This is a genomic window from Thainema salinarum CENA647, from assembly GCF_057732415.1.
The window spans coordinates 1024900-1040361 of record NZ_JBYJZJ010000015.1; the positions used below are offsets into that span (position 1 = coordinate 1024900).

General features: G+C 51.8%; 26 protein-coding genes. 4 read left to right on the forward strand and 22 right to left on the reverse strand.

Annotated features, from left to right (window positions below; translation table 11 throughout):
- The first annotated feature begins 111 nt into the window (after window positions 1–111).
- Entirely contained in the window at window positions 112–933 is an 822-nt protein-coding gene (locus AC286M_RS06425; RefSeq protein WP_488202724.1) for a ParA family protein, read from the forward strand.
- A gap of 17 nt (window positions 934–950) precedes the next feature.
- The gene (locus tag AC286M_RS06430; RefSeq protein ID WP_488202725.1) at window positions 951–2039 is read left to right on the forward strand and encodes a ParB/RepB/Spo0J family partition protein; all 1089 of its coding nucleotides are present in this window, start codon (window positions 951–953) and stop codon (window positions 2037–2039) included.
- Window positions 2040–2043: 4 nt separating this feature from the next.
- Here AC286M_RS06430 and AC286M_RS06435 read toward each other — a convergent pair whose 3' ends face one another.
- From AC286M_RS06435 to AC286M_RS06505, 15 genes are all read right to left on the reverse strand, one after another.
- Window positions 2044–3660, reverse strand: a complete 1617-nt coding sequence (locus tag AC286M_RS06435) for a type IV secretory system conjugative DNA transfer family protein (RefSeq protein ID WP_488203580.1) — start codon at window positions 3658–3660, stop codon at window positions 2044–2046.
- Window positions 3620–3844, reverse strand: coding sequence for a hypothetical protein (locus AC286M_RS06440; RefSeq protein WP_488203581.1), 225 nt, complete (start codon window positions 3842–3844; stop codon window positions 3620–3622). Before AC286M_RS06440 ends, AC286M_RS06435 begins: the two co-directional genes overlap by 41 nt.
- A complete protein-coding gene (locus tag AC286M_RS06445) occupies window positions 3844–4227 on the reverse strand; it encodes a hypothetical protein (RefSeq protein WP_488203582.1) in 384 nt (127 codons plus the stop codon). Before AC286M_RS06445 ends, AC286M_RS06440 begins: the two co-directional genes overlap by 1 nt.
- Before the next feature lie 35 nt (window positions 4228–4262).
- Complete coding sequence (locus tag AC286M_RS06450; RefSeq protein ID WP_488203583.1) at window positions 4263–4700, reverse strand: hypothetical protein; 438 nt, start codon at window positions 4698–4700, stop codon at window positions 4263–4265.
- Entirely contained in the window at window positions 4700–5464 is a 765-nt protein-coding gene (locus tag AC286M_RS06455) for a hypothetical protein (protein WP_488203584.1), read from the reverse strand. Before AC286M_RS06455 ends, AC286M_RS06450 begins: the two co-directional genes overlap by 1 nt.
- Entirely contained in the window at window positions 5458–6117 is a 660-nt protein-coding gene (locus tag AC286M_RS06460) for a hypothetical protein (protein WP_488203585.1), read from the reverse strand. The genes AC286M_RS06455 and AC286M_RS06460 overlap by 7 nt, the downstream gene beginning before the upstream one ends.
- Window positions 6053–6436 (reverse strand): hypothetical protein, encoded by a 384-nt coding sequence (locus tag AC286M_RS06465; protein WP_488203586.1) that lies wholly within the window; start codon window positions 6434–6436, stop codon window positions 6053–6055. The genes AC286M_RS06460 and AC286M_RS06465 overlap by 65 nt, the downstream gene beginning before the upstream one ends.
- Complete coding sequence (locus AC286M_RS06470) at window positions 6437–7261, reverse strand: hypothetical protein (protein ID WP_488202729.1); 825 nt, start codon at window positions 7259–7261, stop codon at window positions 6437–6439. It abuts the gene before it with no gap.
- Window positions 7262–7339: 78 nt separating this feature from the next.
- Window positions 7340–8182, reverse strand: a complete 843-nt coding sequence (locus AC286M_RS06475; RefSeq protein ID WP_488203587.1) for a hypothetical protein — start codon at window positions 8180–8182, stop codon at window positions 7340–7342.
- A complete protein-coding gene (locus tag AC286M_RS06480) occupies window positions 8179–8412 on the reverse strand; it encodes a hypothetical protein (RefSeq protein ID WP_488203588.1) in 234 nt (77 codons plus the stop codon). Before AC286M_RS06480 ends, AC286M_RS06475 begins: the two co-directional genes overlap by 4 nt.
- Before the next feature lie 3 nt (window positions 8413–8415).
- Window positions 8416–9204, reverse strand: coding sequence for a hypothetical protein (locus AC286M_RS06485; protein ID WP_488203589.1), 789 nt, complete (start codon window positions 9202–9204; stop codon window positions 8416–8418).
- Window positions 9140–9472: a hypothetical protein gene (locus AC286M_RS06490; RefSeq protein WP_488203590.1), complete on the reverse strand. Its 333-nt coding sequence runs from the start codon at window positions 9470–9472 to the stop codon at window positions 9140–9142. Before AC286M_RS06490 ends, AC286M_RS06485 begins: the two co-directional genes overlap by 65 nt.
- Before the next feature lie 25 nt (window positions 9473–9497).
- Complete coding sequence (locus AC286M_RS06495) at window positions 9498–9860, reverse strand: hypothetical protein (protein WP_488203591.1); 363 nt, start codon at window positions 9858–9860, stop codon at window positions 9498–9500.
- 77 nt (window positions 9861–9937) lie between these two features.
- Entirely contained in the window at window positions 9938–10840 is a 903-nt protein-coding gene (locus AC286M_RS06500; protein ID WP_488203592.1) for a putative type IV secretion/conjugal transfer ATPase, read from the reverse strand.
- Between the two features lie 328 nt (window positions 10841–11168).
- Entirely contained in the window at window positions 11169–11435 is a 267-nt protein-coding gene (locus AC286M_RS06505) for a hypothetical protein (RefSeq protein ID WP_488203593.1), read from the reverse strand.
- A gap of 143 nt (window positions 11436–11578) precedes the next feature.
- Here AC286M_RS06505 and AC286M_RS06510 point away from each other — a divergent pair, with 143 nt between their 5' ends.
- On the forward strand, window positions 11579–11923 hold the full coding sequence (locus AC286M_RS06510; RefSeq protein ID WP_488203594.1) for a hypothetical protein: 345 nt from the start codon (window positions 11579–11581) through the stop codon (window positions 11921–11923).
- A gap of 141 nt (window positions 11924–12064) precedes the next feature.
- On the opposite strand, the gene AC286M_RS06515 is transcribed toward AC286M_RS06510, so the two are convergent.
- The 5 genes from AC286M_RS06515 to AC286M_RS06535 all read right to left on the reverse strand — a co-directional run bounded on the left by AC286M_RS06515 (window position 12065) and on the right by AC286M_RS06535 (window position 14251).
- Window positions 12065–12223: a hypothetical protein gene (locus tag AC286M_RS06515; protein WP_488203595.1), complete on the reverse strand. Its 159-nt coding sequence runs from the start codon at window positions 12221–12223 to the stop codon at window positions 12065–12067.
- A complete protein-coding gene (locus tag AC286M_RS06520) occupies window positions 12220–12654 on the reverse strand; it encodes a hypothetical protein (protein WP_488203596.1) in 435 nt (144 codons plus the stop codon). The genes AC286M_RS06515 and AC286M_RS06520 overlap by 4 nt, the downstream gene beginning before the upstream one ends.
- A 57-nt stretch (window positions 12655–12711) precedes the next feature.
- The gene (locus AC286M_RS06525) at window positions 12712–13098 is read right to left on the reverse strand and encodes a hypothetical protein (protein ID WP_488203597.1); all 387 of its coding nucleotides are present in this window, start codon (window positions 13096–13098) and stop codon (window positions 12712–12714) included.
- A gap of 288 nt (window positions 13099–13386) precedes the next feature.
- Window positions 13387–13800: a hypothetical protein gene (locus AC286M_RS06530; protein ID WP_488203598.1), complete on the reverse strand. Its 414-nt coding sequence runs from the start codon at window positions 13798–13800 to the stop codon at window positions 13387–13389.
- A complete protein-coding gene (locus AC286M_RS06535) occupies window positions 13784–14251 on the reverse strand; it encodes a hypothetical protein (RefSeq protein ID WP_488203599.1) in 468 nt (155 codons plus the stop codon). The genes AC286M_RS06530 and AC286M_RS06535 overlap by 17 nt, the downstream gene beginning before the upstream one ends.
- Window positions 14252–14306: 55 nt before the next feature.
- Here AC286M_RS06535 and AC286M_RS06540 point away from each other — a divergent pair, with 55 nt between their 5' ends.
- Window positions 14307–14432 (forward strand): hypothetical protein, encoded by a 126-nt coding sequence (locus AC286M_RS06540; protein ID WP_488203600.1) that lies wholly within the window; start codon window positions 14307–14309, stop codon window positions 14430–14432.
- Here the strand turns inward: AC286M_RS06540 and AC286M_RS06545 are convergent.
- Window positions 14429–14782: a hypothetical protein gene (locus AC286M_RS06545; RefSeq protein ID WP_488203601.1), complete on the reverse strand. Its 354-nt coding sequence runs from the start codon at window positions 14780–14782 to the stop codon at window positions 14429–14431. The genes AC286M_RS06540 and AC286M_RS06545 overlap by 4 nt on opposite strands.
- 335 nt (window positions 14783–15117) lie before the next feature.
- A complete protein-coding gene (locus AC286M_RS06550; protein WP_488203602.1) occupies window positions 15118–15294 on the reverse strand; it encodes a hypothetical protein in 177 nt (58 codons plus the stop codon).
- Between the last annotated feature and the right edge of the window lie 168 nt (window positions 15295–15462).

Genomic DNA, 15462 nt, shown 5'->3' on the forward strand with positions numbered 1-15462 from the left:
GGACACTAAGATGCTGTTCCAACTCTGATATTTTGCCGTACTATTGGGACATCTATTTGGATGAGCGTACCTATTATTCCGGAATAATAAGCGAGTCTCGACGACAAAAATATGAATAAAAATCAGATCCGAGTCGCTTTGATGAGTAACGCTGGAGGGTCAGGTAAAACCACTCTTGCGGTCAATGTTGGCTACGAACTTTTGTTGGCAGGTTTCTCGGTCTGCCTATTTGGACTTGACCCCAACGCATCACTGAAGGCATTTGTTGGTTTGGGGGGCGAGAATCCAGGCCCAGATGAAAAAATTGACTGCATTCTCGAAGATGACTTTAACGGAAATTGGCCCCTCTATAACTGCTGGCAAAAAGATAGGATGCAAGTTCTGCTGGGAGATGAGTCCTTGAGTGAGCTGATTGAACGGCTTTCGACGGCTGATCGAAAAACGGAAATCTTAAAGGATCGGTTGGAAGATTATCCCCTTCCCCATGATTATCTGATCTTTGACTGCCCTGGAACGATCGATTTAGCCCATAAAATGGCACTTACGGCTGCCAACTTCGTTGTCATTCCCATTCAACCCGACTCCAAAGACATGATGAGCGCGGCAACATTGCTAGCTTGGGTGATGGAAAAGTCCGATAAACTTAGGCTTCGTCCGGCTCCAAGAATTCTGGGTGTTGTTCCGAATCGAGTCCAGGATCGAGCGTTACATCGAGATAATTTAGGTCTGACTGAGAAGCCTGCTGAGGATGGCTTTCCTACCTTACCGGCTTTGTTAAGCCAGATTGGAGTGCATTGCTTTAACTACATCAAGGATTCTGCTGAAGTAAGCAATGCCGCGGCTGCTGGGCTGCCCCTGCGGGCCCATCGACCCAGCCATAAAGCAAATCAGAACTTCAAAGAAATTGCCCAAGCCCTTATGGCTGTGCGGTAGAGCGTATAGGTAAGACAATGGCACAAAAACGTCAGGCAACTCAGCAGCCAATTTTGCAAAAGTTTCAACAGGTCGGGGTTGCCCAGATGGGGCAGCTTCAGCAGCGTGATGAAGAGATCGCTCAGCTTCGACAGCAGCTTGAAGATCTGCAAAACGCTCCTTCCTCTGCAGGCGGAGTTCCACATTATCCCATTCAGGATTTTGTTCCCCTCCGGCTGGGCGATGGGTTAACTCAGCCGCGTAAATATTTTGATCCGGCTGCACTCGAAAAGCTACAACGATCCATTGCCAAGGTGGGTGTCAGAGAACCGTTGCTGGTGCGACGTGGAGCGGACGGTAAGCTTGAAATCGTCTCGGGTGAAAGCCGCTGGCGATGTGGTAAAACCTTGAAGTTAGAGACATTACCCGCGATTGAAAGTGACCTCAATGATGAACAGGCACTTGAAATTGCGCTGATCTCTAACCTGATTCGCGAGAACCTAAATCTTGTTGAAGAGACAGATAGTATCATTGCGCTAATCGGCCTTAAGTTTAAGCTAGACACCGAAAGCCTGTCTCAGGCTCTGATTCGCATTAAGAATCTGCGCCGCGCTCGTCGTCTGGATGATGAACAAGTTGTCGAGGAAATGAGTGACTATTATTCCGGAATAATAACCCTGGATGTTCTCTCACAACTGGATCGAATCTTTGCTCAGTTTGGTCTGACGCTGGAAAGTTTCGTGACCAATCGACTGATTGCTGTGCAAAAGATGCCTGGGCAGTTGTTAGATGCTGTTCGAGAAGGGCGAGTCGCTTTTTCTAAAGCAGATGTGATTCGTCGCTCTAATTTGCCATTAGACGTTCAGGCTGACTTGCTGCGAGAAGCCGAGGCAGGTCTGGCTAAACGTGCGCTAATAGAGCGTGTTAAAGAGCTAAAGCAGGCTAACTTTGATGATAGTTGTGGCGCTGATATGGATCCCCCACAGCAATTTCGTCGATCTGCTCAACAGCTTTATAGTAAGAATGCATGGAATCGTATTCAAGCAGATTCAAAGCTGAAGAAGAAGTTTCAACGCTTGCAGGCATTAGCGAATGAACTCATTGAGGCGCTGCAGGAACAGGACTAGTCAGCTAGAACTCTTGCCCATCGGGCAGATTGATGACGCCAGTTGTTGGTTGCGTTGGTTGTCCTGTGCTGTAGCTATCAACCTCTTCGTCCTCTGGCGGCATGGGCAGTAACCGATCTGCCTCCTGAAGCCGGATACGAATTTGTTCCTCCATATTGAGATCAGGTCTGCGGTTCTGCGCTCGTCGAATCATGCGATCGCGGATGGTCTCCCACAGCCCTTCGCACTCTTTCTTGAGCTGGATGTCGGTTTTAGGAATTGGCATCCGGTCGTAGTGGATTGGCCACTGGTTGTAAGCCGGATTGATGTAGAGGCATTCCCCGACTCCAAATCGCATGACCTCATCTGGTGTGATGAGCTTCTTGGTACGGATCTGCTCCGATACAGAGCGATTGCGTCCCCAATCATCTCCTCGGCTGCGACTATAGGAACGGGTTCGGTAGGTAACTTCTGTTTCCCCCATCTCATCGCTGTATCGTTGGGCAGTTTGAACATCTCCTGGATTAAACCAGAAGCGGGTACTACAGGCTGATAAGAGTGCCTTGGCTTGCTCTTGCCCATAGGTTTCAACAATCTGCGGAAAGGACTGGAAGCCAAAGATGCCCGTGAAGCCCTTAGAGCGATGTTGATTGGGCCAGCTTGGAGCTTGAGGCATGTAGATAGTCGGAAACTCATCCGCACTGAAAATCAACGGAGCCTGGCGCTGTATGGAACAATTCAGATTCACGACCACATTGATGATGGCAGCTAACAGCGGATTAATCACATCTTGCCGGAAAATGTCAGACTGGAAGACCAAGATTTCCCGACGTTCGAGGATGGCTGAAACGTTGGTACTGCCCAGCAGCGATTGCAAGAGATCGGGTGACATAAATCGAGTCAGGACATCGCTGGCGGTAGCGAGAATACCTGAAGCGGTTTTCTCGCTGGCTCCCGTGCTCATAAACTGAGCAAAATTGACTTGAACAAAGTAAGGCAGCCGTTCTTCTTTGGCTGCATAAGATAGTCGCTTGACCAAGTTGGGCAACTGCACGACGCAGAACGCCATCGCTAAATCTGGATACTGAGTAGACTTAGCAAACTGAAGCAAGGCTTGAATCAGGCGTTGCCCCGCAGGCCCAAAGAACGCATCCGCTTTACCGCCCCCACGAGTCAGATTGCGATGAAACACTTCGGCTAGTACCCCAGCGGTTGTGCTGTCGTTGGCATCTTTTACGAAATCCAACGGATTGATGATGCAGCTATAGGGCCTTCCCGGTGCAAAGACCTGGACATTGTACTGATACCGAGCGGCCAAAGTGGCCAGATAGCTGAGCTGTCCTCCTTTGCCATATTCATCCGCTTTGTAGTCGTAGAGCAGAATGGGATGGCCTTGCTCCACCGCCGAAGCAACCATTGGATCAATCACTGAAAATGTCTTGCCCGATCCGGCCTTGCCGATGACCACTGAACTACGATTTGCCTCTGGAACATAGACTGTCGATGGTTGTCCAGTAATAGTTGTTGCTAGCCCTGCCATCCAGCCATTGTGTAACCAGTTGGGTGGTGAACCACACCAAAGTACGACGTCATCTGCATCATCATTTTTGAGCTGTCGGTAGGCTGTGTTGCTCGCTTTCAATTTGTCTCCTCGTCCCGCAAACCGTCCAGAACGTGAGATGAGTCTTACGAGGAGTCAGCGCAATCAGAATATAAACCCCAATCACCAGCCCCATCATCAGCAGTCCTCGAGGCGACCAGAGGATATCGGTAATCACCTGCCACGCTTCGATCAAGGGCTCGGTAAACGCATTAGCCAATAGCATCAAATTAGATCCTCGACTTCTACCTGACTATTTAAGGGTTGAGACTCTGGCACCTCGTCAGCCGCGCCCTCAATATTGGCCTCAATACCAAGTTCTGCCAAAGATGTCAGAACCGCCATATCGATCTGGAGCTGATTGGCTGCGGTTCTCAGTGGCAGGCCATTGCGAGCCATTGTAATCGCCTGCCGCACTGCAAAGACAATCGGATCATCGGATGGCGTATAGTTCTCTTCAATAGCAACGGTCAATCCCTGCTCAATATCCTCTAGGGTGGCTTCACCTGCCTCAGTGCGGACTACGTTGGAGCGAATAGTTTCTGCATTGAGGGCTTGCATCTCTCTAACCTCTACAGCTGGTGCGATCTGCAATGCCGCTCGATTCATGTTGCTCAGGAAAGCGATCTGAACTTCGGTAGAGGTCAAACAGATACGTGTAGGTCTTGCCCGTCGCATCTACGGTCGTTACGACTGAGGTTGGGAATGGCCGCAGTATACGTTCCATCGATGTGGAGAGCCTGAATCGGGCGCAGAATGATTGTGCGAGCAGCTCCACTATCGATTGGAGCGTTGGTGTCATAGACAATCCGAGATAGGTCGCTGAGCTGTATGTAAGTGATCACCTCGCCCGTGCTAGAGAAGTCAATCACACTGTTGCGACCGGGATAGAGCATCACTGGCGAAGCATAATTCCTGGCTCGTTCTTGCGACACAACGCTGGTGGCTGGGATGGCTTCGTTCGGATTGGGTATGGGGATATCCGGTAGAGAACTCAATTGCTGAGCTTGAGCTTTGCTACCAGCCGCTGTCAAAACGATGCCGCTTAGGAGCAGCCAGGGAATGAATTGAAAGGCACGCATTATCGAATCACCTCCAGCAGTCCATTCGCAAAAATTGAAACCTCTTGTCCTTCTGGAACAAATAGGTAGGGAGAGGATGACGTTTGGTTTTGCCCCTCAATGCGGTTTATCACCCGCTCACTCACTGGTGTGAAAAAGCCGTCTAACGCAGCGGCGACCACGTTATCATCCTGACCACTCGTGACAGTTGTGCTTGTACTGGTTGTCGTATTCCCTCCAGCTTCTGAGGTGGCGGTGGTAACGGCATCGGGCGCGTTCAATACCGCCCCGATATTGCCCAGTGCCGATAGTGTACCGACTAGCAGATCCTCCCTAAAATCACGGCTACCATCGTCATCTTTGACCTGTGCCACAAGGGGTCTATTATCCTCCCCGCGAACCATCAGTACGCCTGGCTCAACAGTTTCCTGTCTGACTTGATTCTCGGCATCTCGATATACAACCGCTACCACCTGCTGCCGTAAAATGTTGGCGTCTAAAATCTCCGTGAGCTGAGTAATCAGTACTGTGCCTGCTTCAAGGGCAACTTGACCGTTAATATCCATCAGTGGTTCTGATAACTCAATCGCAAACCGCCCTTGAGCAGACAGTTCTCCGCCAGCATAAACTACCGGAACGATAACCTCTCCTGTCGTTGAAGTCCCGATGGCCACTTGATGACGGCGAGTGACTTCTGTCCTTCCTGTACCACCTTCCTCCGCTGCTGTGATCGGACGCTGCTGAATAATGCCTTGTGCTCCCGGTGTTAAGGAGGAAACTAGCACATCTCGATTAGGGTTTTGTTGCTGCTGGCTGGCCATTTGGAGGGCGGACGTGTTCTCTCAGTGTCTCCATCGATTGGTAATGGAATCGGGGCATCGCCTATCGTATCTGTTGGAAGTGATAAGGATGCGGATTGTTGATCAGCCTCTGATCTGTTTAGTGTTGCCTGAGTCCAATTTGCTTCTGATGCGTCGATTGCAGGTTCCGATTCCAGAGCCACTTCCGCGCCCGCTGCTCCAGCGGTCGATAGTCGTGTCCATTGCTCCAGTGGATCGACCGTGTCTTCGGATGGCCGTGACGAGATTGGGGTTGGTGATGCTGCCACTGGTTCTCTAGGCGGAGAAGCAATAGGCCGAGCGGGTGCTGGTATGGGTGCGGGTGTTGGTTGCGATCGCACAACTCGTGTTGGTGTCGTAGGAGGTGGCTCAGATGTCTCCGTCGAGGATTCCTCTGCCTCTGGTGTGGGCTGTTGCGGTGTTTCTGCTAGCCGTTGCCGAGGTTGCGATCGCTCCTGCTCAACTAGGGCCAGCTCTGCCCGCATCTGGTCATCAGCGCCATAGCTAGCAGCGGATTCTGACGGGAGGGGGCGTTCATTGCCCTGCTCTTGAGCCTGTTGGCTGTTTCCAGTAAAAAAGCCGGAGAATATCCAAATCACAATTACGATCACGCCCAACGCACTCGTAACTAATCCCAATCTGGAGAGGGGTGAGTTTTCCACGCCCCGCTCCCGTAGCTGTGCTGGGGCCATCAATCAGTTCATCTGTTGTGACAAGTTCATCATCATAATCGGTGTCTACTCCGGCAAACTGAGCCCGCTCCTCATAGGAAATATCGTCCTCTGTGCTGCCGTTTTGCTGGTGTTCGGCTTGTGCCGTTGCAGGTTCAACCGGAGCCGTTTCGATCCGACTGCCAGTGAATTCGGTCTCCTCGTTTGCTAAAGAGGACAGATTGGGGGTTTGATCATGTTGCTCCATCTAATCCACCTCCAGAGGTTCAACTTTGACAATGACTAGGCCGTTGGCCAGCAGGTCATACATCTGCTTGCGCCAAGCCAAGGGTTCTAGGTCATCAAACACCGGCTCGACGGGCGGAATAGCCTGCATCGTGATGGTTCGATTCATCGGAATCTCTGCGACCTCCTGATTTCGGTCACGCTCAATACGCGTTGCCACAATATCTACTTCCCAAAGCCCCTCACCGACCTGGCGAGGATCAGAGACTGCAAAGAAGCGTACAGACGATTTGATGCGTCCCTGCAGGACGCCGGGAGAGATTTTCTCAGTACCCATCAGCCGCAGAAATTCCTGTCGGAACCCTTTATCCATGAGGTATGACGCTAGATAAACTTCTGTGGGAATCTTTTGCGTAGTACCTTCAATGGCATAGCCCTGATCCTCAGCATTAGAGCCTGGAATCTGGTTATCCCACTCAAATGTGAGCTGCATCCAGCGCACTGCCGTGTTCTTAATCACTTCCGCCTCACGATGAGTAACATTAAATTCCGTTGCTTTGGCCGTGGTGCCATCTGATTGCTGCACATAGATACTGTCTCGTTGTGCCAGTGCTCGATTGTTGAAGAGCAAGAAGAGATTGGCAAAGACGCTGACGAGTAGACCGATGCCCAGTATGCCCATGACGATGATGAGCGAATTTTCGCTTTTGATCGGCAGATATACCGGCTGCTCTGGTGCCGAGATATCGGTGCCATTCATCTCCGTTTCTTCCCCTTCCGCCTGCATGGTGGTGAATTGGGAATCATCCTGCTGGTTGCGAACCAATCCTTTTAACTGCTGCATCATTTTGATTTGAGAACTGCAAATTTTGCGGCGGTCGAAAGCCCCCCTGTAACGGTGCTAGCAATGCTGTTGGCCCGACGACTAATTGCTGAGAACAAGGACGTGGCACTCCAGGTAGCCAGTGCGGTGACTAGACCGGGTGCAAAGATTGAGATAAAGAGCAGAAACCCTAGATTTTGGGAAACTTCTAGTGCTCCACCCTGCGTATTGGCTAACACTGCCGCGACAATGCCAACGAGCAGGTTGTAGCCAATCTGAAGACCAATCAGGCCGACGAAGCCTGAGAGCCAGGCCCAGATGGGCCGACCAGCGACAGGCAAAATAGAAAGTGCCAGCGCGATCTGGAGCGAGTACCGCTGCAATCAGTAAGGCCGCTTCCACGATGTTGACAAAGGCCCACTGAAGTCCGTACAAGATTGTCTGGATAATCGGTAGCAACCGATCCTGCAGCACGCTAGCAAAAGCCCCGCTGAAGTCTCCTTGAAGTGTGCCGGTGCCAACCTCAACTAAATCACCGATGGCAGAGATGCCGGTTCGGTTAATCGCCGATTCGGCAAACGCTTCCAGCGGACCGAAACTAATATTGCCGTTTTGGGCTTCTAAAGCTTGATAGATGGCTTGCACCTCTTCCGCCTTACTGTCCCAACACTCCAGAAAAGGATCACCCGTTAATCCCTCACATTCGCTATAAACCTGCTTGATGCGCTGAACTCCTAGGTTATTCAGTCCAAACTGGGTGATGGCATCCTGAAGGGTATATCCCACAATTTGCTGGGAGAGAAGTCCAGTTGTCAGGCGATAACCTACGGCCCGGAGCACTAAAACTGACTCCGATAAAAGTCTGCCGTTGTTGCCCAGAAACAGCAGCACCACTAGCGGAAAGGTAAAAAGTTCGACCACTGTACCGAGATAGCGCGATTTCATAATCTCGTTGCCGAAGCGAACGAACATATACAGGAAGCAGAGCGCCAGGATACCCCGAGAAAACTGCACAATGGTTTGCCAGAACGGGAATCGGCTCGGATCAGATCAATCCAGGTTTCATTCCAGGACGCGATCGTGTCCTCGCTTAATTGGAGTGCTCCCTGAATGACATCGGCGGCAGCTTCCGATCCCTGCTGAGCCAGGATCAGAGCGTGGGTTAGCTCACTCATGGGTTACACTCCTCCTGGATTGATGCCCACTCCTGGCATGATGATCTGACCGCCCTGGACAATGCTTCTGGAGTAAGCCGCTGCCGTTTCCCGGCGGTCTTGAATCCGGTCGCCTTGTAGCTCTCTAACTGCATCGACGAGCATCTTATTTCTTAGTGCATCATCCCGTGCTCGGAGCTGGTGTCCCACGCTGTCGAGGGTGCTGGTTTGCTGCTGCGCTGCCAGTTGTGCACTCAGATTTCGCAGAATGTTCTGAGAAACATCCTGTTCTTCAGAGTCAGTGGCTAACTCTTGAGAGGTCTTGAGCGCGACCTTGGCGGCTTCGGCATTCTCTCGAAGCTTTTGCTGCCCAGCCTGGGTGAGAGCTGTCTGATCAGCCACTTCATCAGTCATCTGTCGGTCGAATTGAGTAACGAGGTCGCGCTTGATGACTGGAGATCCGCTGCCGCCGGTTTTGGTGGCTGCGACCTCTTCAAATGCGGAGGGTTGAGCATTTTCAATTTCCTGCTCAATCTGTTTGGGGTCGGGTAAACCCAGTGCGCCAGTGGAAATTTCGATGGTATTGCTGTTCTTCTTCACACTGCCAGAATTGGCAAGACCGCCGAGGGGATCTTCAACCATATCGAGCAGGTCGAGGTTGAGTAGGTCAAATAATCGGTTGATATCAAAAATGGACGTAATCGTTTGTTCTAGCGAGGCAAAAGCATCCTGTACTGCTCCCACGGCGTCAAGCGTATCTTTTACCTCGCCAATCGTGCCGTTTTCGTCCAGGAGGTCGCCCGTCGTCCTCAATGGTGCTCCCAATGTTGCTGAGCTGATCCTGAATAGCGGTATCCACATCGCGAGTCACAGTTTCAATATCCGCCGCTGCCTCTTCTATGTCATTCAATTCTCCATCCCCGGTATCGATATCCTCTAAGTCAAGGTCATTGACTGGGCTATCGGCGTTGGGATTAAAGGGAGGTGTAGCCTGGGCATAGACGGCCTTTCCCATGCTGGCGCTCAGGAGTAAAGCTGCCGTCAGCGTCACAGTGAGTTGTTGATATCGATGTCGAATCATACTGTCCTCGTCTTTACTAAATTGCTCACGTTGCCCATATCTGGATCGACAGCTTGAGTGCGACGCCGGGCTTGCGGTGATGCTTGAATGTCCCGAAACTGATCACCCCGCGCATGGCTTGAACATACTGACCCGTAAAGTCTTTTAGCCCCTCTAGATAGCCGCGAGTAGTTGGTGGATAGAAGGCCATCACCCGGCTGCGGGCGAGCTGTTCGGCTTCGCTATTTGCCAGGGCCGCCAGCATCAGTGGGTTGGCGTAGTACCGGGTTCGCCAGAAGCGCCCTTGCTCTTCTATCAGCCAACGAGTAAATAAATCGGCTTTGCTACCCTTAAAGCGTTCGGTGGCGTTGTATTTGATGACATTGGCGGGATAGTCTAATGCCTGCATATAGGCGTTACAGCCTGCATGGGGTAGTTTTGCCAGTAATGGTGATGCTGATATTGGCTAAAATCTTGGCTGAAGCACTACACTCGACGATCGCATCTTAGGTCTTGCGCTAAAATCACCGCGCTGATTCCTTCCTTTCGCCCGGTGGCAAAGGTTTCCCCCACGATGTCAGCAAAGCCTCGTTTACTCAGCAAGACCGACAGCTCATCTCCGACAAACAGGGAACGGTTATGAGCCAAAGCATTGCGCAGTGCTGCCATTTGTGCGGAGAGCGCCATGATGTAGGAATTACTTTCGTTGGTTAGCCCCGACAGCGCGTAAAACGTGATCAGGGGCTCTGGATTTACCGAACTGGGTCGTCCAATGGCATCACCGATATTTGGATCTACTAGCTTGGCTCCTACCTGGGCCACAATCTGGTTAATTGCTTGTGCGTCTATGTCTTCATAGCTTTTGAGGTCAAGCTGCTCTCGTGAGCAAAACTTCAAAAAATCATGAAGCGTGGGCATCTTCTGCCAGGCATCCGACTGCCAGCCTTGCTCGATCGCCTCGTTGTAGCGTTCGGTAATTTCAGGATCAGAAAAAAAGACATCTAGCGTCCGCAGAACGATGCTGTTGACCCGCTCTAGCAACTGCTGGTCATTAATCTGTCCCATTGCGATTGCAACAATGGCCTGCCGCACAAAATCCTTCCACCGCTTGAACCGTTGTAGCTGGTCATCGGCTTGCAGATTAAGCAAATTGGGTGGCTCCAGCAGATTGAGTCGTTCGTGCAGGATATCGACATAGGCTCCGTACTTGCCGAGGGATTGCACAGCCGTCTGAAAAGTTGAGTCACCGCCGCTACTGAGGTCAATCCCGACGACCGGAATATTTTGAGCCAGGGCATCTTCGATAAACCGCCAGCCAAGTACAGACTTACCCGAGCCGGTAGTGCCCGTGATCAGCACCCGCCCCGTGCCGCTGAAGAGATTCCACATAGAGCGGCTTTCCCCCTTCTTCGGTCAGAAACTCCACGCCCCGCTGTTGGATGTTTTTAGGACAGGTTAGCGGTAGGAAGCCAGCGACGGTTTCAGTATCTAGAACAACGCGTCGCTCAGAAAAGGCGTTGTAGCGCGTCAGCAGCGGAAATGTATTAATCGGTAGGGTCTCTCAACCACACCCGCCAGCAGACATCATTTTCAACGACGGCTTCGGCGGCTCCAAATGAGTTAACAGAAAGCCTGCGCGATCGTCTTCATCACAAGCCCGCTCCGTCTTCCGCCAGACAATATGAATGTACAGGCTACCAGCAGGGGGCGCTGTCCCTCATAAATTTTTATTAGAGCTTGCTCTGCCTGTTGTCGCTGGAGACTGGCCGATACGTCTTCGACCTGTTCCGTACACGGCTGCTCGTTGAGCCTCAAAATAGCTTTGGCGGTTCATTTTCTCCAGCTCATCCTGGGTAGACCAGGCTTCTTTGCGAGTGACCTCTACGACGCATTCGGTGTCCCGAATCCAAGCTTGAGAGAGTCGATCCCAAATCCATTTGAGCTGCTGCCGGGTATTGCGCCTATAGCTCTGGAGGAGCTTCACTGACGGCGACCTTTCCGACCAGACCATTAACGTACACGTAGCCGTGTTGTCGCTTATGCTTGGGGCAGGAAGACTGACCGCGATCGCCTTGTAGCAGTAGTGTTACCAGGTCTTTTTGACCGGAAGGTGGAATCCGCTGCCGAATGCCATCGTCGGTAGACCTGCACTCGAATGTACTGAGTCAGCTGAGGAGCCTTACGCTGATTGAAGCGGTACCAGAGCCATTCCCAAAGTTCCTGGGCATCCATCGGTTCAATATTGAGCCGAGCTTTGGTTTCTGGAATATTGCGCCAGTTGATATAGCCGCTGTCGTGAATCTGGCGAATAAGCTTCAGATAAAATCGCTGAAAGTGGATGGCTTCTGTACCTGCAATCTTGCGAACACGCTGATCAATCAGTTTTTTGGCCTGGAGAACTGCTTTGCCGATAGCGTCTGTTCCCTGTTCGTTGGCGTGGGCCGTAGACCAGGTGGCCCATACCGTTTGTGACCAAACCTGCCGTGCCCCCTTTCAGTTAGCTCTTGGGTGCGGACTTCCTCATCCAGCAGCATGACGGCAACTGAGGGCATCTGGAGGTGCCGTGAGAGAGTACGCAGCTCCGATTTACGGGTTTTAATAGACGACCGGCAGTCAGTATGGAACCGTAGACGTTCCCCCTCGCAGAATTTCCGACATTCCTTGCTGAATCGATGCGATTGCATCTTCAACTTCTGAGCGATACAGCTGGGGGCGTAAGCCCTGTAACTTGAACGGAATTTCTGCTGACCATTGATCCCTTGCCTGCATCATAGAGCAGGAGACAAGCAAACTTGTGCCCACTCAATTCCACCTCCACGATGGAGTGTAGGTGAGTCAGATCTCTGGAAGGAAGCAAACTGCTTTTCACCCGCTTGGGTCTCTCGCTTAATTTTTTTGTCTCGTTTTAGAAAATTGCGAAATTTTTGCCACATGACTGCATCTTCGTGAGCACGAAAAAATAGGGTTTCACCGTTTGTCCAGTCCCGACCGGGAGGCTGTGCCCAGCTTTTGATGAACTGATAGGTTTTGCGTCCGGTGAGGAGCCACCAGGTGCCATTCAGCCAGAACCAAATCAGTAACCAGGCCATAAAGGAGACAGCTAGAAGCATCTTGAACAGAAAGAAGCTCATGCCACCAATGGCGACCCAGGGCAACAATTGTTCAGCGGGAATCGGACCAATTCGGGCTCGTTCCCCTAGCAACTTGTCGACGCGGATTGGATCTCCTGTCTACGTCGAGAGTCATGATTCAAATGCAAGTTAACAGAACGTTTCTATCCACCAGCACTCGGCTCCGCCGCCGCCAATAATCAGGGTGGAAATCACCTCAACACCGATAACGAACGCTATCCCAATTGCGAGCAGGTTGGCGATTGGTTGCCAGTCTCCGCCTCGCGTTGCCTGGGTAAAGACAATCACCACGCCAATCAGGAAGGCTAGAACAATCAGGATTCGGAAAATATTGAAGATCGTTGTGATGGTTTCTGGAGAAATTGAGGTGCCGCCAGCGTCGTTGATGGCATCATTGACTGACTGCTCTAGGTTGTTGAACATTTGGGCCAAGACGGGGTCAGTTGACCCCATCCCAACTTGCAGGGCGGAAATGGCAATTACAATGCTGGCCAGATGCCAGCCTTGAATTGGCAAACCCAGACCCGCAACGGACTGAGCACTGCGGTTGATTAGTCCAAATGCGATCGCGAATCGCGCCGATCATAATTGCGGTCATCAAGACTGCCGGACTGGCGAACACCATATAGCCTGTAATAGCTGCCAGTGTGGCAATTAGTCTGACTTCATTACGATGTAGACTAACTATTTTCCAGAGCAGTTGAAATCGGATCACGTTAGGCTTGCGTTGGTTGCGTTTAACGAAGGTCATTCGGGTACCTCTTAACTGCGTCTTGTTTTGAACTGTGTTGAAAAGTCTGTTCCCTACAATTCCAGCTCTCGTTGCCGGGATGGTTGAGGCTGAACTCCCAAAATGATGCCTTGAGAGTCTGCTTCAGGTGATGGCTCCCAGTTTGGAGTTAATACCGGTTCACGTTGGTTGAGCAGCTCGTTGCTGTGTTGATTGGGAATGTTGTTGTGGGCCACGAAGACGTTGTTCTCCCGGCTAATTGTGGCGTTGAAGACAATATCGTCACGATCGGCGTCACGCCCCGTTACCTCCTGCCTGCTGTCAGGCTGTCGTTTAATGTTGAAGCGATAGCGGAAGCCAGAGACTCGACTGCTCCAGTCGATTTGGCCGTGATCGCTCTCAAACTCGCCAGATGCCAGAGATTGCAGGGCGCTGACAATTTGCTGCCCCTGTTTGTACTGGCCGTAGGCCTCAACGGATTGAGGCAATCGGGGTGATCGTTTCGGCCTGTTCGGGCTGTAATTCGTCAATTTGACCTTCCCAGTTGCTATCGACGGGCTTAACGGCTTCAAAGACGGTGCCGTAGTCGGCATCGGTAATCGTAAGTCGAGCATCTTGCTGTTGAAACCCTTCCCTGGTCAGCGTAACCACGCCCGCAGAGCTGATGAAGGTGCTGGGTTCGGTCTCGCCTCTAAATTGAGTCCTCGCCTGGAATGAACCGCTCCAGTGATTGGGCGATATCAGCCCCCCTGAGCGAGTGTGGGTTCTGGCATCTGAGCGATCTCGGCCACCGCTTTCTTCTAGCGTGCCGAGACGCTTATCCAATTGAGCAATGGCTTTATCCATCTGGTCGAGTTGTTTGCCTGTGGGGGCAGTCGGATCCAGTTCGATCTGGTCCGCTGCTTCGAACTCAACCCCGAGCTGCTTTCCAATCGTCATTAACCGCGCATTCGCGAGATTGAGGCTTTGTGCGGCGGGCGAATCAGCAACATCAATGCTAGGGAGTGTTCTCTGGCGATTTGATTGCCGATCGGTTCTCTCGCTGAGAGCGGTTTATCTGGTGGGCTTGTTTAACCAGGGTATTTTCCAGAGCCGTAGTGCGATCGCCAATTTCTTCTAGCTTCTTGACCTGTTCGATAGCGTGTTTACCTTCGGCTTTGGCTCTAGCCTGCGCAATTTGCTGGGAAAAGCTTCGCCTATCTCAACGGCAGCACCAGCGGTTGCGATCGCACCGCCGATAAACGTCAGGCCATCGACCTCATCGGAGTCCCGCATCATGTGCTGACCCATTGAGTTCAGGCTACGAGCCGATCGTCGCCGCTGCTGCGATCCCGCCTGAGCTTCAGAGCTTTCCTGCACGATCTGCATGGTAAGTCGGCGCTGCCGTTGCCGACTTTGTAGCAGCTTCTGATCCGGCTGTTGATTTGGCTTTGGTGATTGAGCTTGAGAGGAAGGCTGCTGATCGACCATCTGCTTCTACCCAATCAGTGAATAACGCCGTCCGAGTTGGCTGCCAGCCAAGTAGACACCATCTTTGGCAAAACTCCAGCCCCAATCATTCATCTGGGTTTCGATGCCCTGCTGCGATAGGATTTCGATAATGTCATCGGGTGATGTGGTTTGTGCGATTGCAGCATCAAGGGCAGATTGGAGCTGGCGTCTGATACTGGGTTCAGGAGCTGCCCGAACGGGATGATCTGCTGCGTGGTAGTGCGCTTGCTCAGCTGCGACCCGATGTATTTGCCCTGGTGTGTCTCGCCTAATGGCGGCTTCACTGGCTGGTCTAACTGAGTCCGAGCTGGTAGCTAGCCTCTAGATGTCTCAGTACCCGATTGACTTTTGGATATCTGAGCGGTCGAATAAGTCTGTCCCAGTTCACCAACTCGGTTGATGACTAGATGTAGGTGAGATCGAGGGTGACCGTCTGGAAAGGTCGCATCGTGATGGAGCCATCCCACGGCTTGCCGATTGGCCAATCCCATTTCCCCTAAAAGTCTTCAGTGAGACGGTACCAATCCCGTCGCAAAGCTCATCCTTTGGGCTAGGAGAAATCGAGATGTGATAGCAAGGCTTTCAACACGGACTCCCTGCTCGGCTGTGGATGCCATCGCCTGCGCAATCCAGTTAGCGTCATTGGTGACGGCGGCTCC